Source organism: Sulfurirhabdus autotrophica (assembly GCF_004346685.1).
Taxonomy (GTDB): Bacteria; Pseudomonadota; Gammaproteobacteria; order Burkholderiales; family SMCO01; genus Sulfurirhabdus; species Sulfurirhabdus autotrophica.
Window position 1 is genome coordinate 1 of sequence record NZ_SMCO01000014.1, and the last position, 21,405, is coordinate 21,405.

At 46.9% G+C, this 21,405-nt stretch carries 28 protein-coding genes and 1 pseudogene; 26 read left to right on the forward strand and 3 right to left on the reverse strand.

All coding sequences use genetic code 11. The features are described 5' to 3' along the window. Window positions 1-81, forward strand: a pseudogene (locus tag EDC63_RS12770) (IS1595 family transposase); the annotation flags it as partial. Between the two features lie 77 nt (window positions 82-158). On the opposite strand, the gene EDC63_RS12775 reads toward EDC63_RS12770, so the two are convergent. After that, window positions 159-869 carry a hypothetical protein gene (locus tag EDC63_RS12775; protein WP_124946345.1) on the reverse strand — a complete coding sequence of 237 codons (711 nt, stop codon included), beginning with the start codon at window positions 867-869 and terminating at the stop codon, window positions 159-161. Between the two features lie 238 nt (window positions 870-1,107). On the opposite strand from EDC63_RS12775, the gene EDC63_RS12780 reads away from it, so the two are divergent. Next, complete coding sequence (locus tag EDC63_RS12780) at window positions 1,108-1,626, forward strand: hypothetical protein (protein WP_124946343.1); 519 nt, start codon at window positions 1,108-1,110, stop codon at window positions 1,624-1,626. A gap of 130 nt (window positions 1,627-1,756) precedes the next feature. Here the strand turns inward: EDC63_RS12780 and EDC63_RS12785 are convergent, their stop codons facing one another. Further along, window positions 1,757-2,656: an NAD-dependent epimerase/dehydratase family protein gene (locus tag EDC63_RS12785; RefSeq protein WP_124946341.1), complete on the reverse strand. Its 900-nt coding sequence runs from the start codon at window positions 2,654-2,656 to the stop codon at window positions 1,757-1,759. 25 nt (window positions 2,657-2,681) lie between these two features. After that, on the reverse strand, window positions 2,682-3,743 hold the full coding sequence (locus EDC63_RS12790; RefSeq protein WP_124946339.1) for an LLM class flavin-dependent oxidoreductase: 1,062 nt from the start codon (window positions 3,741-3,743) through the stop codon (window positions 2,682-2,684). 54 nt (window positions 3,744-3,797) lie between these two features. On the opposite strand from EDC63_RS12790, the gene EDC63_RS12795 reads away from it, so the two are divergent. The 24 genes from EDC63_RS12795 to EDC63_RS12910 all read left to right on the forward strand — a co-directional run bounded on the left by EDC63_RS12795 (window position 3,798) and on the right by EDC63_RS12910 (window position 21,405). Further along, entirely contained in the window at window positions 3,798-4,301 is a 504-nt protein-coding gene (locus tag EDC63_RS12795; RefSeq protein ID WP_124946337.1) for a DUF72 domain-containing protein, read from the forward strand. Between the two features lie 66 nt (window positions 4,302-4,367). Further along, the gene (locus EDC63_RS12800) at window positions 4,368-5,180 is read left to right on the forward strand and encodes an ABC transporter ATP-binding protein (RefSeq protein WP_124946336.1); all 813 of its coding nucleotides are present in this window, start codon (window positions 4,368-4,370) and stop codon (window positions 5,178-5,180) included. Next, entirely contained in the window at window positions 5,173-5,970 is a 798-nt protein-coding gene (gene mlaE / locus EDC63_RS12805; protein WP_124946334.1) for a lipid asymmetry maintenance ABC transporter permease subunit MlaE, read from the forward strand. The genes EDC63_RS12800 and mlaE overlap by 8 nt, the downstream gene beginning before the upstream one ends. Window positions 5,971-6,022: 52 nt before the next feature. Beyond that, complete coding sequence (gene mlaD, locus EDC63_RS12810) at window positions 6,023-6,499, forward strand: outer membrane lipid asymmetry maintenance protein MlaD (RefSeq protein ID WP_124946333.1); 477 nt, start codon at window positions 6,023-6,025, stop codon at window positions 6,497-6,499. A gap of 39 nt (window positions 6,500-6,538) precedes the next feature. After that, on the forward strand, window positions 6,539-7,171 hold the full coding sequence (locus tag EDC63_RS12815; protein ID WP_124946331.1) for an MlaC/ttg2D family ABC transporter substrate-binding protein: 633 nt from the start codon (window positions 6,539-6,541) through the stop codon (window positions 7,169-7,171). Next, complete coding sequence (locus EDC63_RS12820; protein ID WP_124946329.1) at window positions 7,168-7,449, forward strand: STAS domain-containing protein; 282 nt, start codon at window positions 7,168-7,170, stop codon at window positions 7,447-7,449. Before EDC63_RS12815 ends, EDC63_RS12820 begins: the two co-directional genes overlap by 4 nt. Window positions 7,450-7,513: 64 nt before the next feature. After that, window positions 7,514-8,413, forward strand: coding sequence for an ABC transporter ATP-binding protein (locus tag EDC63_RS12825; protein WP_124946327.1), 900 nt, complete (start codon window positions 7,514-7,516; stop codon window positions 8,411-8,413). Window positions 8,414-8,415: 2 nt separating this feature from the next. Continuing rightward, the gene (locus EDC63_RS12830; protein ID WP_124946349.1) at window positions 8,416-9,171 is read left to right on the forward strand and encodes an ABC transporter permease; all 756 of its coding nucleotides are present in this window, start codon (window positions 8,416-8,418) and stop codon (window positions 9,169-9,171) included. A gap of 10 nt (window positions 9,172-9,181) precedes the next feature. Continuing rightward, on the forward strand, window positions 9,182-9,421 hold the full coding sequence (locus EDC63_RS12835) for a BolA family protein (protein ID WP_124946325.1): 240 nt from the start codon (window positions 9,182-9,184) through the stop codon (window positions 9,419-9,421). Next, window positions 9,414-10,667 carry a UDP-N-acetylglucosamine 1-carboxyvinyltransferase gene (gene murA, locus EDC63_RS12840; RefSeq protein WP_124946323.1) on the forward strand — a complete coding sequence of 418 codons (1,254 nt, stop codon included), beginning with the start codon at window positions 9,414-9,416 and terminating at the stop codon, window positions 10,665-10,667. Before EDC63_RS12835 ends, murA begins: the two co-directional genes overlap by 8 nt. A 129-nt stretch (window positions 10,668-10,796) precedes the next feature. Beyond that, on the forward strand, window positions 10,797-11,453 hold the full coding sequence (hisG, locus tag EDC63_RS12845; RefSeq protein WP_124946322.1) for an ATP phosphoribosyltransferase: 657 nt from the start codon (window positions 10,797-10,799) through the stop codon (window positions 11,451-11,453). A gap of 62 nt (window positions 11,454-11,515) precedes the next feature. Next, the gene (gene hisD, locus EDC63_RS12850) at window positions 11,516-12,817 is read left to right on the forward strand and encodes a histidinol dehydrogenase (protein WP_124946321.1); all 1,302 of its coding nucleotides are present in this window, start codon (window positions 11,516-11,518) and stop codon (window positions 12,815-12,817) included. Between the two features lie 53 nt (window positions 12,818-12,870). Next, window positions 12,871-13,941: a histidinol-phosphate transaminase gene (gene hisC, locus EDC63_RS12855; protein WP_124946320.1), complete on the forward strand. Its 1,071-nt coding sequence runs from the start codon at window positions 12,871-12,873 to the stop codon at window positions 13,939-13,941. A 114-nt stretch (window positions 13,942-14,055) separates the two neighbouring features. Then, on the forward strand, window positions 14,056-14,643 hold the full coding sequence (gene hisB / locus EDC63_RS12860; RefSeq protein WP_124946319.1) for an imidazoleglycerol-phosphate dehydratase HisB: 588 nt from the start codon (window positions 14,056-14,058) through the stop codon (window positions 14,641-14,643). After that, on the forward strand, window positions 14,640-15,326 hold the full coding sequence (gene hisH, locus EDC63_RS12865; RefSeq protein ID WP_124946318.1) for an imidazole glycerol phosphate synthase subunit HisH: 687 nt from the start codon (window positions 14,640-14,642) through the stop codon (window positions 15,324-15,326). The genes hisB and hisH overlap by 4 nt, the downstream gene beginning before the upstream one ends. Before the next feature lie 36 nt (window positions 15,327-15,362). After that, window positions 15,363-16,109 carry a 1-(5-phosphoribosyl)-5-[(5-phosphoribosylamino)methylideneamino]imidazole-4-carboxamide isomerase gene (hisA, locus tag EDC63_RS12870; RefSeq protein WP_124946317.1) on the forward strand — a complete coding sequence of 249 codons (747 nt, stop codon included), beginning with the start codon at window positions 15,363-15,365 and terminating at the stop codon, window positions 16,107-16,109. A 76-nt stretch (window positions 16,110-16,185) separates the two neighbouring features. Then, window positions 16,186-16,956 carry an imidazole glycerol phosphate synthase subunit HisF gene (gene hisF / locus EDC63_RS12875; RefSeq protein WP_124946316.1) on the forward strand — a complete coding sequence of 257 codons (771 nt, stop codon included), beginning with the start codon at window positions 16,186-16,188 and terminating at the stop codon, window positions 16,954-16,956. Beyond that, the gene (hisI, locus tag EDC63_RS12880; RefSeq protein ID WP_124946315.1) at window positions 16,953-17,342 is read left to right on the forward strand and encodes a phosphoribosyl-AMP cyclohydrolase; all 390 of its coding nucleotides are present in this window, start codon (window positions 16,953-16,955) and stop codon (window positions 17,340-17,342) included. Before hisF ends, hisI begins: the two co-directional genes overlap by 4 nt. Beyond that, window positions 17,339-17,653 carry a phosphoribosyl-ATP diphosphatase gene (locus EDC63_RS12885; RefSeq protein WP_124946314.1) on the forward strand — a complete coding sequence of 105 codons (315 nt, stop codon included), beginning with the start codon at window positions 17,339-17,341 and terminating at the stop codon, window positions 17,651-17,653. Before hisI ends, EDC63_RS12885 begins: the two co-directional genes overlap by 4 nt. A 20-nt stretch (window positions 17,654-17,673) precedes the next feature. Then, complete coding sequence (locus EDC63_RS12890; RefSeq protein ID WP_124946313.1) at window positions 17,674-18,009, forward strand: histidine triad nucleotide-binding protein; 336 nt, start codon at window positions 17,674-17,676, stop codon at window positions 18,007-18,009. A 43-nt stretch (window positions 18,010-18,052) separates the two neighbouring features. Next, entirely contained in the window at window positions 18,053-18,268 is a 216-nt protein-coding gene (tatA, locus tag EDC63_RS12895; protein ID WP_124946312.1) for a Sec-independent protein translocase subunit TatA, read from the forward strand. A 79-nt stretch (window positions 18,269-18,347) separates the two neighbouring features. Continuing rightward, a complete protein-coding gene (tatB, locus tag EDC63_RS12900; protein ID WP_124946311.1) occupies window positions 18,348-18,770 on the forward strand; it encodes a Sec-independent protein translocase protein TatB in 423 nt (140 codons plus the stop codon). A gap of 53 nt (window positions 18,771-18,823) precedes the next feature. Then, window positions 18,824-19,594 (forward strand): twin-arginine translocase subunit TatC, encoded by a 771-nt coding sequence (tatC, locus tag EDC63_RS12905; RefSeq protein WP_124946347.1) that lies wholly within the window; start codon window positions 18,824-18,826, stop codon window positions 19,592-19,594. 32 nt (window positions 19,595-19,626) lie between these two features. Then, window positions 19,627-21,405, forward strand: coding sequence for a thioredoxin domain-containing protein (locus EDC63_RS12910; protein ID WP_124946309.1), 1,779 nt, complete (start codon window positions 19,627-19,629; stop codon window positions 21,403-21,405).

The following is a 21,405-nucleotide window of genomic DNA, read 5'->3' on the forward strand; positions in this document are numbered from 1 at the left end:
GAAACTGAATATCGCTTTAATCATCGTCGTGATAATCTTTACCTTGGACTACTCAAATTGTTGAGACTAAACCCGCTTTAACTTCCTAAGACCCTTAGCTAAATAAGGAGAAATGTCGTTCGCGACCCTGAACGGTCGTTTAGGGTTCTATAAAGCGGTCATTTGGGTTGAGGTGACGGAATGGGATAAGCTAATTTAGGTCCGCCTGGTGTTTGCCACCCACCTTCTATTCGTTCCAGTTTTGGACAACCGTTGCTGATTGGTTCGCGAATAATGGTTATATATTCTGCTTGCCTTAAACTACTATTCAATTGATTGACTAATTCTACAGAAGCTACGCCATAATCGACCAACTCTTTTGCATGTGATTCAGTGTTTATCACCAAGTTAATATTGCTGAATTCAACTGGAAACTCAGAAAGAGAAATTTGTTGCCAAGCTTTACCGATGTATTTGAAGAATATGTAAGGCGGCGTAGGGTTACCCCACTTGTTATAGGAAATGCAGAGATTGGGTGATGCCACGATGTATGGTGTATTATTTTTTATGTGCAGCGCCAGTATATCAAAGTTGGCATGCCCAATATCCTCAGTAGTTGCGTCATTCCAGATGATGGATTTACTTGTACCAGGTAAAGAAAAAGTAATGGACTGATCTTTTACCGGAGGCGAATCACCCGGGTCATGCCGTCCGCCATACGTCTGTGAGCGCGTGACGACTATCTTTTGCCCATCGTGCAAGAGAACTTCCTCTTTCCAGCTATCCCCACCGAACCCGAATAGTCCTGCATCCGCGCTCAAGCTCACTCCCAAAGTCAATATCAATCCAATTGTGCTGAATGCCTTCAACAACCAATGTATATTGCGCAAGTAGCGTTCCTCTTGTTAAATTGCATTTGGTAGCTCGCATCGTTTGCTAAGCTGCCTAGATAAAAATATGTGATTAGAGTACACCATGAATACTTTAACGTCTGCTTTGGAGAAAATTTTTCAGTGGCCGCTTCTGGCACACAGCGCCAGTTCGACCTGGAATTCAAGCCAATGATCGCGTTGGAGAAAGGCGGATGCGTATTCCCAAGATTGAAATTCAAAAAGCCTTGAGGAGTTAATGGCTATTTATCTGCTGTTGGCCGCGAGGATTGCGCGCATGGTAAAATGCTTTTTTGATTTTACCAAAGTGCCAACTCAGGGTTACCGAATGAAAGATTTTATTTCCTATTTAGTCCAGCAAAGCCACAGCGAGAAAGTGGCGGTGACATCCGCATTGGATGATGCGCTTTCCAATCTGGATCATATGTTGAGTGGCATTTGTGCAGATTTGCAGGTGGAATTTGAAGGGCCTTACGTGGGAGTGGAGACGTTGAAAGCGCATCGTCTGGTCGTGCGGCCTCATGAGTGGAAAATTCACGAACCTTCTTGGAGCATGAAGATCTGCTCTGCAGCACCGCAGGCTAATTATCGCGCTGAATGGGCGGTGCAAAGTGCTGGCCGATTGCGTAAACAAGTTGTGGTCAAAGCTTTGCCTGATTTTTTTTCTGGATTTGCAAAGGCTGTAGAAACAGCAGGGAAAGCGGAATTTCCTTCCGGTAAACGTGTGCTGGAATTGGCTCAGCGGTTCGCAGCCTAGTTTTGTTCATTAAGCGGTTTAGGCAATTTGTAAATTAACCGCGGAGGCGCAGAGGCGCGGTTAAAACCGAGTTTTCTAGATTTGCAGTAATTCCAAAAATGGTAAGAACTATCTAATCGATCTAAGCTTTCTAGCCAATCTGGTTCATTATTGTGTCAATAGCGCCAAGCGAGCTGAATTGGGGTTCCCATCCCAATGCTCGCGTTTTTGTACAGTCCACTGTCAGGGTTTTCCCTACCCCATCCAACCACGCTGGCTCTCCTCCAACACCAAACCATTTGCAACTGGCCCCCAATGCCGCCCTGGCAACACCAAAAGGCAAAGGCAGCGCAAGTGTGTGATATTTCTTGATGATCGCTTTGAAGCTGAAGCTATCCGGTGCCGCCAGATTGTAAGCACCTTGCGCTTCAGAAAATAGCGCCAGTTGAATAGCGGCTGCCACATCTGCTTCATGCACACATTGCAGCAATGGTTGCGGATCAGGCAGGCGAATATAAAATGGCTGGCGGATCAGCGTTTTTAACAGCGGCTGTGCATGTGGGCCAAGAATAATATGTGGACGCAGACGCACCGCACGAGGATGGTGAGAGGTCATCCATTGTTCCAGCGCGGCTTTATGCTGAGCATAAAGAAACCCCGGTAAAGGGTTGAATGTGTCTGTTTCTTTCAGGTCGCAACCGCTGCCATAAACCGATGTGCTGGATAAGTGAATCAGTCGATTGATATTGGCATCCCGGGCTGCATCGAATAATCGCTGGCTGGCCGTGACGTTAATGGCAAACATGTCAGCGATGCTGACTTTACCCCGCAGTACGACAAAAGCCAGATGAATCAGTGCGTCTTGTCCTCTCAGGAGAGCTGGCAGGCGTGGGTCACGCACATCCATTTGTGTTTCATGGAATTTGTTGTGCTGAAAGGCTGAGGGTCTGAGATCTATGCCAGTCACTTTTGAAACTTGAGGGGAACTGCATAGTCCAGGCAGTAACGCCTGAGCCAGATGAGATGCACTGCCGGTAATGAAAATGTTCATTAATTAAATTCTTGGTACGCAGGTGTTAATTGGCATCCGAGCGAAATGCGGGCATGACTTCTTCTGCGATGCAGCGGAGCGATTCCTGTACGATTTCAGTCTGAGTTCCGCCTGCGCCAACTGCTAGCAACATATTGGTAACCCCTGCGGCCTGATACTTCTTCAACTGTTTGATGCAATCATCCGGGTTGCCGACAACCGCTAGTCCGAATGTTTCCAGTAATGTCAGGTTGATTCCGAGTTTCATGATTTCCCGGAAACGGCCCAGTTCATGGAAATGTTCGTAGCTGGGATAGAGTTTTTCCAGAACAGGCAGGGTGGTTTTGTACAGTTCCTGGTAAAACCAGATGAGCGCCTGTTTGGCAACTTGTTTGGCGCGGTTCCGGTCTGGCAGGCAGACGATGCCCAGTGTCATGCCGATACGCGGTTTTTCTGGGCTCTCCCACGCATCAAGAAAATGCTTGATGTCATGTTTTGTCATGAGCCAGGGTTTGAAAGGCCCAGCCAGCATACCTAGTTTCTGTTTGGCTACCCAGGGAAAGCTATCCGGGCTGACGGCAGCGCTCCATAATGGTGGGTGGGGTGTTTGCACTGTTTGGGGTAAAATGTCCGTCTGCGTTAACTGAAAATGCTCCCCTTTAAATGTAACTGGCTTTTTGTTGAATGAAAGTCGCAGAATTTCCAGCGATTCATCCACCGTGTTGCGGCTTGCCCCCATCTCCTTGCCAAATACCTGAAACTCTTGAGGGGAAAAGCCGCGCCCAATACCAACCTCTATTCTTCCCTTGGATAAAATGTCCAGCGTGGCAACCCGTTCAGCAATGTGCACAGGATGATGCAACGGCATGGGAATAACGCCCAGTCCCAGGCGGATAGCGTTGGTACGCTGAGACAGCGCGGCAAGTATCAGGTCCGGTTTCGAAGAATGGGAATAGTGACGCATGAAATGATGTTCCACCAGCCACGCACAACGAAAGCCTAATTCATCAGCCAGCGTGATTTCCGTAATAGCATCTTCATAGGCCTGAGCTTCAGTACGCTCCAGAAAAGGGGGGTTGGAAATTTCGTAAAAGAGGTCGAAATGCATGAATGAACTTTGTTAACCTGACAGGACTTCATAAGGCTCTTATAATGCCAGTATATGGAAAAAACACCAACCTATCAGTGTTATGTCGGAAGCGTGGGATGGGAGCATGCGTCCTGGATGGGGGTGTTTTACCCGGAGGATTTGCCACCTGATTGGCGCTTAACCTTCTACAACAACCATTTTTCCTGCGTTTACCTGCCTTATGCTGAGTGGTCTGGCTTGACTGCTGCTGAGTTGGGAGTGTGGTGCAATGATGTGATGGACCCTTTTCGTTTTGTGCTGGAAGCGAATCCCAAAGGAATGAATTTAGCTGATAAAGAAAAGTTGATTATGCTTTCTTCTCAATGGGTGTTGGCGGATTCGTTGGGCAGGATTGAATCTGAAAGCGGCCTGGAAGGCCGGGTTGTATGGTTAACACCTCTGGCAGACTATAAAAAACTGGCTCAGGAGTTACAGGCATACAACGAACAAGGAACGCAGATTTTTTTAATCAGCCGCGAGCCTGATTTGAAAGCCATGAGTGATGTTCAGCGATTGTTGGAAATTATGGGTTTGTAACGAGTTTTGTTGAAATGACAAAACTAGATTAAAATGAATGCCTTTTGAATATTTGTGTGATCATTTGTGTCCGCTGATAACCTGGTAGAAATCTCTAACCTTAATTTTGCATACGGTAAACGGGCAATCCTGAAAGGGATCGATATGTCTATTCCCCGTGGCAAAGTAGTGGCTATCATGGGCGGGAGCGGGTGTGGAAAAACCACTTTGCTGCGCCAGATAGGGGGGCAGATCAAACCGACTGCCGGAGAAGTTCGCGTTGACGGGCAAGTGATGCATGAACTGGATAGAGACGGCTTGTATAAGATGCGCCACCGAATGGGTATGTTGTTCCAGTTTGGTGCGCTGTTTACGGATATGTCTGTATTTGATAACGTGGCTTTTCAAATGCGGGAACACACGGATCTCCCGGAAAACGTCATTCGTGATCTGGTACTGATGAAATTGCATGCAGTTGGTTTGCGTGGTGCGCGCCACCTGTTGCCGGCAGAATTGTCGGGAGGCATGGCGCGACGTGTCGCACTGGCGCGTGCTATCTCGCTGGATCCTATGTTGATGATGTACGATGAACCTTTTGCAGGGCTTGACCCGATTTCTCTCGGTGTCATTGGTAACCTGATTCGACGATTAACGGATACATTGGGTATTACGTCTATAATCGTGACGCATGATGTGCAGGAGTCTCTCAAAATCGTTGATTATGTGTATTTTGTATCGGAAGGACTGGTTGTGGCACATGGTACATCTGAAGAGATGCGTCAATCGGACCTGCCTTTTGTACACCAATTCGTTCATGGCGAAATGGATGGGCCGGTGCCGTTCCAGTATCCGGCAACGGATTATCGGGAAGACCTGATGAAGGGAGCACTCCATGTTTAACGGGTTAATCAGTGCATTGCAGGGAGTCGGCCGCCATGTGGTGAACGGTATTTGGCGCCTGGGTTATGCCTCTCGTTTTTTTGCGATGATTCTGCTTAGTTCTGGCATGAGCTTCCGCCGTATTCATCTCATTATCAAAGAAGTGTATTTCAGCGGTGTGCTGTCGCTGATTATCATTCTGGTGTCGGGGCTTTTTGTTGGTATGGTTTTGGGGTTGCAAGGGTACGAAACGTTGCAAAAGTATGGTTCCGAGTCGGCATTGGGTACGTTGGTTGCATTGAGCCTGGTTCGTGAACTGGGGCCTGTACTGGCCGCGTTGCTGTTTGCCAGTCGCGCAGGTTCTGCTATAACTGCAGAAATTGGCTTGATGAAAGCCACAGAACAGATTGTTGCCATGGAAATGATGGCCGTTGACCCGATTGCGCGTGTGGTAGCCCCGCGATTCTGGGGTGGGGTGATTTCAATGCCGTTGCTGGCTGCCATGTTCAGCGCAATGGGTATATTTGGCGGGTATTTGGTTGGTGTAGTCATGATTGGCGTAGATGTGGGTTCTTTCTGGTCGCAAATGCAGGCAGCAGTTGACTTCAGAACCGACATTGTAAATGGCGTGATAAAGAGCTTTGTGTTTGGGTTGGCTGTCACCTCAATTGCGCTTTTTGAAGGCTATGATGCACCACCAACGGCAGAAGGCGTATCCCATGCAACAACAAGAACCGTGGTGACATCCTCTCTGGCCATATTGGCACTGGATTTTATTTTGACAGCTTTTATGTTCCGCGGCGTGAGTTGATACGGGAATTTAAAAAGCTAACTCTATGAATATTTTTTGAAAGGTTGCAAAAATGACGCGAACAACGCTGGATTTATGGGTAGGCATTTTTGTGGTGGGCGGTTTGGCTGCTTTACTCGTGCTCGGTCTCAAGGTGGGGAACTTGAGCACTTTCAATATGTCTGAGAGCTATGTTGTGCATGCAGATTTTGAGAATATTGGCGGACTTAAACCCAAAGCGCCCGTAAAAAGTGCCGGTGTAGTCATCGGAAGGGTCGCTGAAATAGCTTTTGATAATTCTAAATATGAAGCAAAAGTGACAATACGCATCGATAAAAGATATGCATTTTCAAAGGATACAACGGCTTCTATTTTGACCTCTGGCCTTTTGGGGGAGCAATATGTAGGTCTATCTCCAGGCGGTGATGAGGCGATGCTCAAGGATGGCGACACGTTTAAATTAACCCAGTCTGCTGTTGTACTGGAAAACTTGATTGGACAGTTCCTGTTCAGCAAAGGGTCTGAAGGCGGAAAAAAAGCTGAGCAGTAATCAGGATTATCAAGTTAAAAACTTTACAGGATAAATGAAATGAACTTTATAAATCGCATGTTAATAGCTGCATTGTTTTTTGGGTCTTTTAGCGTGCAAGCTGCCGATATGACACCTGATGCGCTTGCTAAAAATACCACTCAGGAAGTGCTGGCATTAATCAAGCAGGATAAAGACCTTGCTGGTAACCAGGAAAAGTTGCACAAATTAATTGAGGCAAAAATTTTGCCACACTTTGACTTTGCGCGCATGACTCGTCTGGCAGTAGGTAAAAACTGGCGCAGTGCAACTGCGCCGCAGCAAGAATCGTTGGTTAAAGAGTTTCGTACGTTACTGGTGAGAACCTATTCCAATTCATTAGCAGCGTATAAAAATCAGGTAATTGATTTTAAACCTTTTAAAATGCAGCCGGATGAAACCGATGTGACGGTTAAAACACAGGTTGTTCAGCCGGGCGCACAGCCTATCCCTATAGATTATGCCATGGAAAAAACAGCGGATGGCTGGAAGGTCTATGATGTAACAGTGGATGGTGTGAGTCTGGTGATTAACTATCGCAGCTCTTTTTCAAGCGAAGTTCGTCAATCAGGTATTGATGGACTGATCAAAACCCTGGTTGAGAAAAATCAATCTGCTTCCGGTGGTTCACAAAGCACGGCTGCTAAAAAATGATCAGCAAAAACGGTGAACGTTTTGTGTTAAAAGGGTCGATCACTATGGATAATGCGCGCGCCATCATGGAAGAAGGAGAATCCTTATTCAATCATGAAGATGTGAAGGTGGATCTGGCGGGCGTGGAGGAAGTGGATTCATCTGCTGTAAGCATACTGCTGCAGTGGATGCGTGAGGCGCAGCTCAGGAATCAACCTATTTTGTTTTTTAATCTGCCTGAAAATCTGAAAAGTCTGATTGCGCTTTACGGCGTTGAAGAAATGATCCCCAACCAATGAATGCAGCAAAGTTGCTGTGAATTTCCCTAGCCAAATCTCACCAGTAAAAAAGTAAAATTCCTTGATGTTACCTGCCATACGAATTAGCGGCATTCATAAAAACTTCGGAAGTCTTCATGCCCTGAAGGGGGTGGATCTCGAGGTCAGACAAGGTGAATTTTTTGCGCTGCTTGGGCCAAATGGTGCAGGAAAAACCACCTTGATCAGTATTCTCGCGGGCATTACACGCGCTGACAAAGGCGTGGCTGAAGTGCTGGGGCACGATGTGGTTGCCAGCTATCGAGAATCGCGTCGCGTTTTGGGGGTGGTGCCTCAGGAATTGGTGTTCGATCCCTTTTTTACCGTGCGTGAGGCGCTCAAATTTCAGTCCGGCTATTTTGGCTTGCGCAAGAATGATGACTGGATTGATGAGATTATGCATCATCTGGATCTGACAGAAAAAGCCAACGTGAATATGCGCGCACTTTCGGGCGGAATGAAGCGGCGAGTGCTGGTGGCGCAGGCGCTGGTTCACAAACCTCCTGTGATTATTCTGGATGAGCCGACTGCCGGAGTGGACGTGGAGTTGCGGAAGACCCTGTGGCAGTTTATTCGCAAACTGAATCAGGATGGTCACACCATTGTCCTCACGACCCATTATCTGGAAGAAGCGCAAACATTGTGCAGCCGCATTGCTATGCTCAAGCAGGGTGAAATTGTTGCTCTGGATAGCACGCAAAATTTACTGGACACCATTACAGATAAGCATATCAAGCTGAAACTGACACCGGATACATTGCCCCTGTCTTTAAAATCCAGGATGTGTGCGAAGGATGCCGAAACCTATACGCTGGAAATTAGCGATTATGCGGAGCTGGAATGGGTGATGGTGCAATTGCGTGAAGCTAATGTTTGTATCGGTGATATGGAATTGGTGCAACCTGATCTGGAAGATGTGTTTGTTAAAATAATGAGCAAACATTAATGATGACAGGTTTTTACACCCTTTTTTACAAAGAACTGTTACGTTTCTGGAAAGTGAGTTTTCAGACAGTACTGGCTCCGGTTTTGACTGCCCTGTTGTATCTGCTGATTTTTTCACATGTACTTGAAGGGCATGTACAGGTTTATCCGGGTGTGTCGTACACGGCTTTTTTGATTCCCGGTCTGGTCATGATGGCCGTGCTGCAAAATGCTTTTGCAAATAGTTCGTCCAGTTTGATCCAATCCAAAGTGACGGGGAGTATCATCTTTATTTTGTTGCCGCCTCTGTCTTACCGGGAATTCTTTATGGCCTACACGCTGGCATCCGCTGTGCGCGGCCTGGTAGTCGGATTTGGCGTTTTTCTGGGAACACTTTTTTTTGCGAACATGCCAATGTACCAGCCTCTCTGGATTTTGCTGTTTGCCTTGACCGGGAGCTGCATTCTGGGTGCAATGGGGATTATTGCCGGAATTTGGGCGGAAAAATTTGACCAGTTGGCAGGATTCCAGAATTTTATTATCATGCCACTTACTTTTCTATCTGGCGTATTTTATTCCATTCATTCTTTGCCAGCATTTTGGCAGGGACTGTCTCATTTCAATCCGTTTTTTTACATGATTGATGGATTTCGTTACGGATTTTTCGGTGTATCCGATGTTTCACCTTATTTAAGTTTGTCGATCGTAGCGACATGCTTTTTAGTTTTAACATTCATGGCATTGGCCCTCTTGAAGAGTGGCTACAAATTGCGTCAATAAAGAGGATATTATGGTTACTCCAGAAAACATCAAAGGTTATATCGAAACTGGCTTGCCTTGTGAATATGTGCAAGTGGCAGGTGATGGTCACCATTTTGAAGCAGTGATCGTCAGTGTTGAATTCAAAGGTAAAAATATGGTGCAGCAGCATCAGCTGGTTTATAAGGCCTTGGGCGACAGAATGAAACAAGAGATTCACGCCCTTTCCATGAAAACGTTGACCCCTGAAGAATGGGCTAATCGTGGATAAGCTGTCAATTCAGGGCGGCATCCCCTTATCTGGCGAAGTCAGGATTTCCGGCGCAAAGAACGCGGCTTTGCCTATACTTTGCGCCAGCATTTTGACGGGTGATGTACTGAAGCTGGGTAATGTGCCCCATTTAAAAGACATTACCACCATGATTGAATTGCTGGTGCAGATGGGGATGAATGTCTCAGTAGACGAAAAAATGGGTGTGGAGTTGCATGCAGCAAAGTTGCCTAATCTGGTTGCGCCTTACGAGCTGGTAAAGACCATGCGCGCTTCCATTCTGGTGCTGGGCCCGATGCTGGCCCGTTTTGGAAAGGCGCGCGTATCCCTTCCGGGCGGGTGTGCCATTGGTCTGCGCCCTGTAGATTTGCATATCAAGGGTTTGCAAGCCATGGGCGCGGAAATTCAGATAGAGCACGGCTATATCGAAGCCAAAGCAAGCCGTTTGAAAGGGGCTCGTTTATTCATGGATCTGGTATCCGTTACGGGTACAGAAAATCTCATGATGGCAGCGGTGCTGGCAGATGGTACAACCGTGATTGAGAACGCAGCGCGCGAGCCTGAAGTGGTGGATCTGGCAAACTGCCTGATTGCCATGGGTGCCAAAATTGAAGGTGCAGGTTCAGATGTGATCACCATTCATGGTGTTGAAAGTTTGCACGGCGCAACGTATAGCGTCATGCCTGACCGGATTGAGGCAGGTACCTTCCTGGTTGCGGCTGCAGCTACTGGCGGCAAGATCATGCTGAAAGATACGCGCACAGATATCATGGATGCAGTGCTTGAAAAGCTGCGTGAGGCCGGCGCTAAAATTGAAGCGGGCGAGGACTGGATCAGTCTGGAAATGACCGGACGGCCAAAAGCAGTGAATGTGCGTACTGCACCTTATCCTGCTTTCCCTACGGATATGCAGGCCCAGTTTATGGTGTTGAACGTGATTGCGGAAGGTACGGCAATCATGACTGAAACCATTTTCGAAAATCGATTCATGCATGTGCAGGAACTGCAGCGTATGGGTGCGGGAATTGAAGTGGAAGGTAATGCTGCCGTTGTGCGTGGAGTACCTGAGCTTAGTGGCGCAACTGTCATGGCGACGGATCTGCGCGCATCGGCGAGTCTGGTGATTGCTGGCCTGAGTGCGCAAGGCGAAACAGTGGTGGACCGTATTTACCATCTGGATCGCGGTTATGAATGTATCGAGGAAAAGCTGTCGCAGTTAGGTGGGCGCATCAAACGCGTCCATTAAAGACTTACACATAAGCTCGTATCCGCAGTATCTTGATTATTGTAAGGCAGTTTAACCCATTGTTCTGTCTGCGGTCTGGATGTGCTCTGTGGTAATATTATATTTTTGCACCTATTAGAGATTACGTAATTGAATAGTATTACCATTGCCCTTTCCAAGGGTCGTATATTCGAAGAAACCACACCGTTATTAAAAGCGGCAGGCATTGTTCCGTTAGATGATCCTGAATCTTCACGTAAACTGATTCTGGATACGAATCGCCCGGATGTAAGGTTGATTATCGTGCGAGCCTCTGATGTGCCGACCTATGTCCAGTATGGTGCAGCTGATCTGGGAATCGCTGGTAAGGATGTGTTGTATGAGCACGGCGGTGCAGGGTTGTATGAACCCCTGGATTTGCAGATAGCCCGTTGCCGGATGATGGTGGCAGTGCAGAACGGATTTGATTATCAGCAGGCAGTGACCAAAGGCGCCCGTTTACGTGTGGCAACCAAATATGTCCAGACTGCTCGGGAACATTTTGCGCGCAAAGGTGTGCATGTTGACCTGATAAAATTGTATGGTTCCATGGAGCTGGCACCGCTAGTTGGTCTGGCTGATGCCATTGTTGATTTGGTGAGTAGCGGCAATACCCTGAAAGCGAATGATCTAGTGGCAGTAGAAGAAATCATGGATATCAGCTCGCGTCTCGTCGTCAATCAGGCTGCGCTCAAGCTGAAACGCGCACAGATTCAACCGATACTGGATACCTTTGCAGACGCTGTCAGACAGCAGGCCGGGAAGTAGTCTGGCCTGGAAATAGTCTTAACTCGTAGTCGTTAATACCGTCAAAAAAGTTGACTCAAATCATGTTAAACATCAAACGATATAACACCACACAGCCAGACTTTGATGCGCAACTGGTTCAATTGCTCGCATTTGAAGGCGCGCAAGATGCTGCTATTGATCATGTTGTTGCAGATATATTAGCGGATGTGAAAAAGCGTGGCGATGCTGCGGTGATGGAATATAGTCAGCGCTTTGATCGACTGTCGGCAAAAAGCATGAGCGAACTATCGCTTCCCAAAGAGCGTCTTGAAGAAGCGCTGCGTAATTTGCCTGCTGAACAACGCGATGCGTTGGAGCAGGCTGCGCACAGGGTGCGTACCTATCATGATCGTCAATTAATGGCGTCCTGGAGTTATACCGAAGAAGACGGCACTATGCTGGGCCAGCAAATCACCGCCCTTGACCGCGTAGGCCTTTATGTACCTGGAGGTAAAGCGGCCTATCCCTCTTCTGTGTTAATGAACGCAATCCCGGCTAAAGTAGCGGGTGTAGCGGAATTGATCATGGTCGTGCCAACACCTGATGGTCAGTTAAATGAACTGGTTCTGGCTGCTGCAGCAGTGTGTGGCGTTGATCGAGTATTTACAATTGGTGGCGCGCAAGCCGTGGCTGCTCTGGCGTACGGAACTGAAAGCGTACCGCAAGTGGATAAGATTGTTGGCCCCGGTAATGCCTATGTAGCGGCTGCAAAGCGCAGGGTATTCGGCGTAGTGGGAATTGATATGGTGGCCGGTCCCTCAGAAATTCTGGTGATTTGTGATGGAAAAACCGATCCGGACTGGATCGCCATGGATCTGTTTTCCCAGGCAGAGCACGATGAACTGGCGCAATCTATTTTACTCTCGCCGGATGGCGCGTTTCTGGATGCTGTGGCAGCTAGCATTGATCGTCTGTTGGAAGATATGCCACGTAAAGCGGTGATTCGTGAATCACTGGAAAATCGAGGGGCACTGATTCAGGTGAAAGATCTGGATGAGGCAGTTCGTATTGCAAATTATATAGCCCCGGAACACCTCGAGCTTTCCATGGACGAGCCTGAGCTATGGGCAAAAAAAATCAAGCATGCCGGTGCAATTTTTATGGGGCGTATGACCTGTGAAGCTTTGGGCGATTATTGTGCGGGGCCCAACCACGTGCTGCCCACTTCTCGCACCGCGCGTTTTTCCTCCCCGCTGGGTGTGTATGATTTTCAGAAGCGTACCAGCCTGATTCAGGTGTCTAAGCAAGGTGCGGTAACGTTGGGGAAGGTAGCTGCTACTTTGGCCTATGGAGAAGGATTGCAAGCCCATGCCAGATCTGCTGAATATCGGATGAAGAGCTAGTTATTCACAGGCTGACTGATTATGTTAGCCTTAAACCATTTTTCATGAAATAAATGATGTTGCCTAAGCCTGACTCAATCATTCGAGACGAAATCCTTTCACTGAAAGCCTATCATGTTCCGGTCAGTACCGGCATGATCAAGCTGGATGCAATGGAGAACCCCTATAGTTTGCCAGCAGACCTGCAGGCGAAAATCTCGGAACTAGTATCCAGCACACCGATGAATCGTTATCCTGATCCTGGCGCGATTGCGCTCAAGGAAAGCTTGCGTAAAGCAATGGATATTCCGGTCGGAATGGACTTGATGCTGGGTAACGGCTCAGATGAGTTGATTCAAATCATTGCTATGGCAGTCGCCAAGCCTGATGCTGTCTTGCTTAGTATTGAACCCTCATTTGTGATGTACAAGATGATAGCGACATTCACGGGTATGCGTTACGTGGGGGTGCCGCTCAATGCTGATTTTTCGCTGGATATGCAGCGGATACTGGCAGAAATTGAGCAAAATCAGCCAGCAGTGATCTTTATCGCCTACCCCAATAACCCTACCGGCAATCTGTTTGACGCTGAGGACATATCGCGTATCATAGAAGCTGCACCGGGGCTTGTCATCGTCGATGAGGCTTATCACGCATTCGCTGGTACAAGCTTTTTGCCCCGTTTGGCACAATACCCGAATTTGCTGGTGATGCGTACGTTATCCAAGCTGGGACTTGCCGGGTTGCGACTGGGATTTATGGCAGGTAGCGCGGATTGGATAGTGCAATTGGAAAAATTGCGCTTACCCTATAATATCAACGTGTTAACGCAGGTGGTTGCGCAAACTGTGTTGGAACATATTGATGTTCTGACGCAACAGGCTAAATCGATTATGGTACAGCGGGCAGTGCTCAAAACCCAACTGGAAACTATCCCGGGTATTGAAGTGTTCCCAAGTGATGCAAATTTTATTCTGATTCGCGTGCCTCAAGCAGATAGCGTATTTGAAGGAATCAGGCAGCGTGGTGTGTTGATCAAGAATCTGAACAATGGTCATCCGTTGTTGAATAACTGTTTGCGTGTGACTGTAGGCACTGAACAGGAAAATGAACAATTCATTCAGGTATTAATGAATAGCCTGTAAGATTTATATTTTGGAAAGATGTTTAAAGTAAGCCTATGTTGCGCTTTAAAGATGAGTGATTGAAACTCAGCCAGATATCCATACAACTTAATTACTTTATATTTGAGGCATGTCATGCGCGAAGCGCAAGTTACCCGAAACACTCTTGAAACGCAGATCAGCGTTAAGATTAATCTGGATGGTACCGGTAAAGCGGTTCTCAATAGCGGTGTTCCTTTTCTGGATCATATGCTTGATCAGATTGCCCGCCATGGACTGGTTGATATTGAAGTAGCCGCCAAAGGTGATTTGCATATCGATGCACATCACACCGTGGAAGATATCGGTATTACGCTCGGCCAGGCCGTTGCCAAGGCCATTGGCGACAAAAAAGGGATTCGTCGTTATGGTCACGCTTATGTTCCTCTGGATGAAGCATTGTCCCGCGTAGTGATGGATCTGTCCGGTCGCCCTGGGCTGACTATGGGTGTCGAATTTACCCGTGGCAGAATCGGAGATTTTGATGTGGATCTGATCAGCGAATTTTTCCAGGGCTTTGTTAATCATGCGCTGGTCACGCTGCATATTGATAATTTGCGCGGTAAAAATGCCCATCATCAGGCAGAAACCATATTTAAAGCGTTTGGACGCGCATTGCGCATGGCTGTTGAAATGGATGATCGTATGGCCGGGCAGATGCCTTCAACCAAGGGTGCGTTGTGATAGATATTGCTGTAGTTGATTATGGAATGGGCAACCTGCGCTCTGTTTCAAAGGCATTGGAACACGTAGCGCCCAGTGTCTCTGTCAGCGTCACCTCTGATCCGGATGTGATTGCAAAAGCTGGGAGAATTGTTTTTCCCGGAGTAGGGGCAATGCCGGATTGTATTCACGAACTGGAAGCACGGGGATTACGTGAAGCTGTCATCGAGGCATCCAAAACCAAACCGTTTCTGGGTATTTGCCTGGGCATGCAAGCACTGTTTGAATTCAGTGAAGAAGGCAATGTAGCAGGTCTGGGTATTATGCCTGGAAAGGTGTTGCGTTTCCCCAATGAGCTGATGGTGGATGAAAAGGGTGAGAAGCTTAAAGTACCTCATATTGGCTGGAACGAGGTGCATCAGGTGCAGCAGCACCCCTTATGGACAGGCATACCTGAAGGTTCTCGCTTCTACTTTGTGCATAGTTATTATGTTGAAGCAGGGACGCCGGACCTGGTTGCAGCATTCACTGTTTATCCCTTCCCATTCACCAGCGCTGTTGCGCGTGATAATGTGTTTGCCGTACAGTTCCATCCCGAAAAAAGCCAGGCTGCTGGATTGACCTTGCTAGGTAATTTTGTAATATGGGACGGAAAAGTCACCCAAGGTAGTTGCCAACCAGAAGATGGCACCTGTTCATTTTAATTTTCATTAGATAATTTACTTCATAAGACTCGTATCATGTTGATTATTCCCGCAATAGATCTTAAAGACGGACACTGTGTACGCCTCAAACAAGGATTAATGGAGGAGGCAACGGTTTTTTCGGAAGACCCGGGTGCTATGGCTCAGCACTGGCTGGATCAGGGCGCAAAGCGGTTGCATCTGGTAGACCTGAATGGCGCTTTCGCGGGAAAACCGATCAACGAAGCTGCAATTCGCAGCATAGTAGATGTGGTCGGCATTGATATTCCGGTTCAGTTAGGGGGAGGGATCCGCGATCTGGATACCATTGCGCGTTACCTGGATAATGGTATTACCTATGTCATTATTGGTACTGCTGCGGTGAAAAATCCCGGATTTTTGCATGATGCCTGCAATGCCTTTCCTGGCCATATTATTGTCGGGCTGGATGCGAAAGATGGAAAAGTAGCGGTAGACGGATGGTCCAAGGTGACCGGGCATGATGTGGTTGATCTGGCAAAGCGCTTTGAGGGGTATGGTGTCGAGGCGATCATTTATACAGATATTGGCCGTGATGGCATGTTAAGTGGCGTCAATATTGAGGCGACAGTCAAACTTGCTCAGGCGCTGACCATTCCGGTAGTCGCCAGTGGTGGCATCACTAATCTGGATGACGTGCATAAACTTTGTGCAGTAGAGTCAGAAGGAATCATGGGTGCGATTACTGGTCGTGCTATCTACGAAGGTACGCTAAATTTTGCTGAAGCGCAGAAATTGGCAGATGAATTGAGCGAAGCAAAATAACCACAAAGGAACAGGATGTGGCGGTAAAAATGGCTGTTAAAGCAGTTTCGCCGGTTTTATCCTGTGGTGAGAAATTATGGGTTTAGCAAAAAGACTTATCCCTTGTCTGGACGTGACAAGTGGTCGTGTGGTTAAAGGGGTCAATTTCGTTGGCTTGCGAGATGCAGGGGACCCAGTTGAAATTGCCCGTCGATATGATGAACAAGGCGCAGATGAACTGACATTTCTGGACATTACAGCCAGCAGTGATGAGCGGGATATTATCCTGCATATTATTGAAGAAGTCGCATCGGAAGTGTTTATTCCACTCACGGTTGGTGGTGGTGTGAGAAAGGTCGATGACGTACGTCGTTTGTTGAGCGCAGGTGCAGATAAAGTAAGTATTAACACAGCGGCTGTTCAAAATCCGCAATTGGTGGCAGATGCAGCAGCAAAATTTGGAACCCAATGTATTGTTGTAGCGATTGATGCCAAGCAGGTTTCAACTGACCCTGAACCACGATGGGAAGTGTTCACTCACGGCGGTCGCAATGCAACGGGAATGGAAGCGGTGGAATGGGCGTTGAAACTGGAAGCGCTGGGAGCCGGTGAGATATTGTTAACCAGTATGGATCGTGATGGCACCAAGAATGGGTTTGATCTTCCCCTGGTGCGTGCCATTTCCGATGCGGTGGGTATACCTGTGATTGCCAGTGGCGGTGTGGGAAATCTGGATCATTTGGTGCAAGGTGTTATTAAGGGTCATGCGGATGCTGTGCTGGCAGCCAGTATTTTTCACTTTGGGGAATATACTGTCCATCAGGCAAAAGAACATATGCGCCGGTTTGGTATTGAGGTAAGGTTGTGAGTGAAAGCTGGCTGAGTAAAGTGAATTGGACCCATGATGGTCTGGTACCGGTGATTGCACAGGAAACAGGAACCGGAAAAGTCTTGATGTTTGCGTGGATGAACCGGGAAGCGTTAAAGCGTACCGCTGAATGTGGTGAAGCAGTTTACTGGTCACGCTCACGAAAAAAACTCTGGCACAAGGGTGAAGAGTCTGGTCATGTGCAAAAAGTAAAAGAAATTCGCCTGGACTGCGACGAAGACGTAATATTGCTGGAAGTTGAACAAATCGGGGGGATAGCCTGTCATACAGGAAGACATGATTGCTTTTTCCAGAAACTGGAAAGCGATACCTGGATTATAGATGCCCCGGTAATTAAAGATCCGGCAGAGATATACAAAAAATGAGTGAAACACTAAGCCGTCTTGCTGAAATGCTGGAACAACGAAAATCTGCTGATCCACAAAGCTCTTATGTCGCCAAGCTGTATAGTAAGGGATTAGACAGCATCCTGAAAAAAATTGGCGAAGAAGCTACTGAAACAGTGTTAGCCGCAAAAGATGGCGACAGACAACATATTATTTATGAAACGGCAGATTTGTGGTTTCATTGCCTGGTGATGTTGGCTAACCAGGGGATACACCCGGATGAAGTATTAGCCGAGCTGGCAAGACGTGAGGGATTGTCTGGTTTGGAAGAAAAAGCAGCAAGAAGCTAACCAGTTTTAAAGGATAAGCAATGAGCGATTGTATTTTCTGTAAAATTCTGGCAGGTGAGATCCCGTGCAAAAAAGTGTACGAGGATGAGGATGTATTGGCATTTCATGATATCCATCCTCTTGCACAGGTGCATTTCATGTTAATCCCGAAAAAACATGTAGAATCACTAGCTCATTGCGAAAGTGTTGATCAGGCTATTTTGGGTAAAATGCTCTTGTTGGCTCCTAAACTGGCAAAAGAACAAGGCTTGGAAAATGGATTTCGAACCATGATTAATACAGGTCGTGGAGGCGGGCAGGAGGTTTTTCATCTGCACGTGCATGTATTTGGCGGCGAAAAACTGCCGCATATGTAACCTGATTGTATAAGTTTGAATTTAGTGAATAAGGAGTAGGTAAATGGGATCATTCAGTATTTGGCATTGGCTGATTGTTTTGGTTATTGTGCTGGTCATATTTGGTACGAAGAAACTGCGAAATATGGGCGGTGATGTAGGCGGGGCTGTAAAGAGCTTTAAGGACGCCATGCGTGAGGAAGAAAAGTCCTCAAAAATCGGAACATCCGAAGCCGGTCAAACGATTGATGGTGAAGTGAAGGATAAAGCGAAAAGTTGATGTGCAACAGGATATGGTTCAATCATCCTGTGCTATTTTCATCAGTTTTTTTCATTTAAAACCTAAAACTCTTCATTAAATGTTTGATATCGGCTTTTCAGAATTGATGGTAATTGCTGTTGTGGCCTTGGTGGTTATCGGGCCCGAACGCTTGCCAAAAGTTGCGCGCACACTTGGTCACCTTTTTGGCCGCATGCAACGCTATGTAACGGACGTGAAAGCGGATATCAATCGTGAAATGAAGTTGGATGAACTGCGTAAGTATCAGGAGCAGTTCAAAGAAGCGGCACTTACTGCGGAACACACATTTACAGATGAAGTTGTGAAGACCGAACAACTGATCAAAGCAACACCAGAAGCAGAAGAAGAGCAAAGCATACACGAGAAGAGTCTTAAAACACCTCTTGAAGAACCTGTTTCTGAAGATGTGCCAGCCGCGCAACTTGAACTGGGCTTTGAATCGAAAAAAGAGCCCTCAACTAACCCACAAAAACAAGCCTGAATACTTTGGAACCGGATCAAACTACCCCGCAAGACAGCTTTATTGCGCATCTGATGGAGCTCAGGAGCCGTTTAATACGTGCTCTGATTGCCGTCATCCTTGTGTTTGTCTGTCTGTTTCCATTTGCTTCTGATCTTTATACTTTGCTGGCGCAGCCGCTTTTGGCGGCCTTGCCTAAGGGTGGTCAGATGATCGCAACAGATGTCACAACACCATTTTTTGTACCGATGAAAGTAGCCATGATGGCTGCCTTTCTTGTTGCTTTGCCTTATGTGTTGTACCAGATATGGGCGTTTATCGCTCCTGGTATGTATAGCCATGAAAAACGGCTGGCATTGCCGATGGTATTTGCCAGTACCCTGTTGTTTATCTGTGGAATGGCATTTGCCTATTTCCTCGTTTTTCCTGTGGTTTTCGGATTCATAGCGAAGACAGCTCCGGCTGGCGTGGCAGTCATGACAGATATCAACAAGTATCTGGATTTTGTGCTGACTTTATTTATGGCCTTTGGCGTAACATTTGAGGTGCCAATTGCTGTTATCGTATTGGTCAAAATGAATTTGGTCACAGTGGCTAAGCTGCGTGAAGTTCGCCCTTATGTCATTGTTGGTGCGTTTGTAATTGGTGCGATTTTTACGCCACCAGACGTAGTGTCCCAATTCATGCTGGCAATACCACTATGGATATTATATGAAACGGGAATCATGCTTTCCATCTTCATATCCAAACCCAAGACAAAAGAACCGGATTATGAGCCGATGAGCGAAGATGAGATGGATCAGGAATTGGATGCGATAGATTCGGAGCAAAACAAAGCGCCGTAATTTAAGCATGAATCCTGTCTCAGGAGATTCGAATGCGAATAATGTTCCTGCTTTTGTTTGGTTTGATCGCCTCCCCGCTGACTTGGGGCATGTCCAATCAACTCAAAGATAACCTCTCCCCTTACCTCGCACTTCATAGCCAGGACCCTGTCGAATGGCAAGAGTGGAATGCCAAGACAATCGAATTAGCCCGTAAACAAAATAAATTGCTGTTCGTGTCAATTGGCTATTTCTCATGCCACTGGTGCCACGTCATGCAAAAAGAAAGCTATCGCAATCCCCAGATTGCCGCCTTGCTGAATGAAAATTTCATCCCGGTAAAAGTGGATCGTGAATTAATGTCATCGCTGGATGCGGAAATGCAGGACTTTTCTGCACGTACAAATGGACGTTCAGGATGGCCGCTAAACGTTTTCATTACCCCGGAAGGCTACCCGCTCTATGCCCTGCTCTATGCTCCCCCCCAGGATTTTTATCAAGTAATTGCACGCCTTCAAAGCCGTTGGAAAGAAGAATCAAGCCAATTGAAGTTGATCGCAAAGCAGGTGGCTGATTCAGGAGGAGAATTGAACAAACTCAGAGCAACGAAATTTTCCAAAGCAATAGCAGTTCGATATCGCGAAAAGTTGATTGAAGAAGCTTTGGCTAGGGGCGATACATTCAACGGTGGGTTTGGCAGTGTGAATAAATTTCCCATGACACCACAGCTTGCCGCATTACTGGAGGCCTATGATCAAGCCCCTCAACCCAAATTAAGGATGCTCCTTAATTTGACACTTGATAAAATGGCAAGCCAGGGATTGCGGGATCATATAGGCGGTGGATTTTTTCGTTACACCACTGATCCAGACTGGCGCGTTCCCCATTTTGAAAAAATGCTTTACGACAATGCTCAGCTAGCGCTACTTTACCTTCGAGCAGCAGACGTGTTGAAAATGCCGAAATATCGGACTACTGCATTCGAAGCTTTGGACTTCATTCTGGATGAATTGCATAACGTGGAATCCGCTGGTTTTATGACCAGCACCTCTGCTATAGATGCTCAAGGACGTGAGGGTGGTGTGTATTTGTGGGATAAAGAAACATTAAAAAACCTGCTGTCTACCGGCGAATATGAGCTGCTAAGTAAAACTTGGGGAATGGCAACTCCTAGCGTATTTGAATGGGGTTATTTGCCAATCACTATTACAGAGCCAAGCAAAGAAGAATCAGAAACGCTTAAACGTATATATACAAAATTAAAAAAAAGTAGAAGGGGGCGCATCATTCTCAAAGATGATAAGAGACTGGCTGCACTTAATGGACTGGCATTAATGGCTTTTTCAGAAGCAGCAAAAGTGGCGCCAATTTATAAGCCTGCTGCAAGGGAAGTCGCACAATTTTTGACAGAGGAAATGTGGCACTCTCAGAAACTTTATAAGGCAAAGAGTAAGGGGCGTTTTACGGGCGAAGGTGAGCTGGAAGACTATGTTTTTGTTGCAGCGGGACTGTTGAGATATGCAAAGCTCACCGGTGAACAGAACGATTTTGCCGTAGCCAAAAATGTCGCTAACCAGGCGTGGAAAATGTTCTACACAGAAAAAGGATGGCGGCAACAGACTAACAGTCTATTGGCTAAGCAGCTTACAGAAAAAGTCATTGGGGATAGCAGCGTACCATCCCCGAGCAGTGAGCTAATAAAAGTGAGTTTGCAAATGAACGATAAACAGCTTCATAAAGAAGCGCTGGAAGCTTTGCAGTCAGGTTTTGAAGAGATGGATCAGGATGTGTTTTCCTATGCAACCCACATTACCGCACTGAACACTCATTGA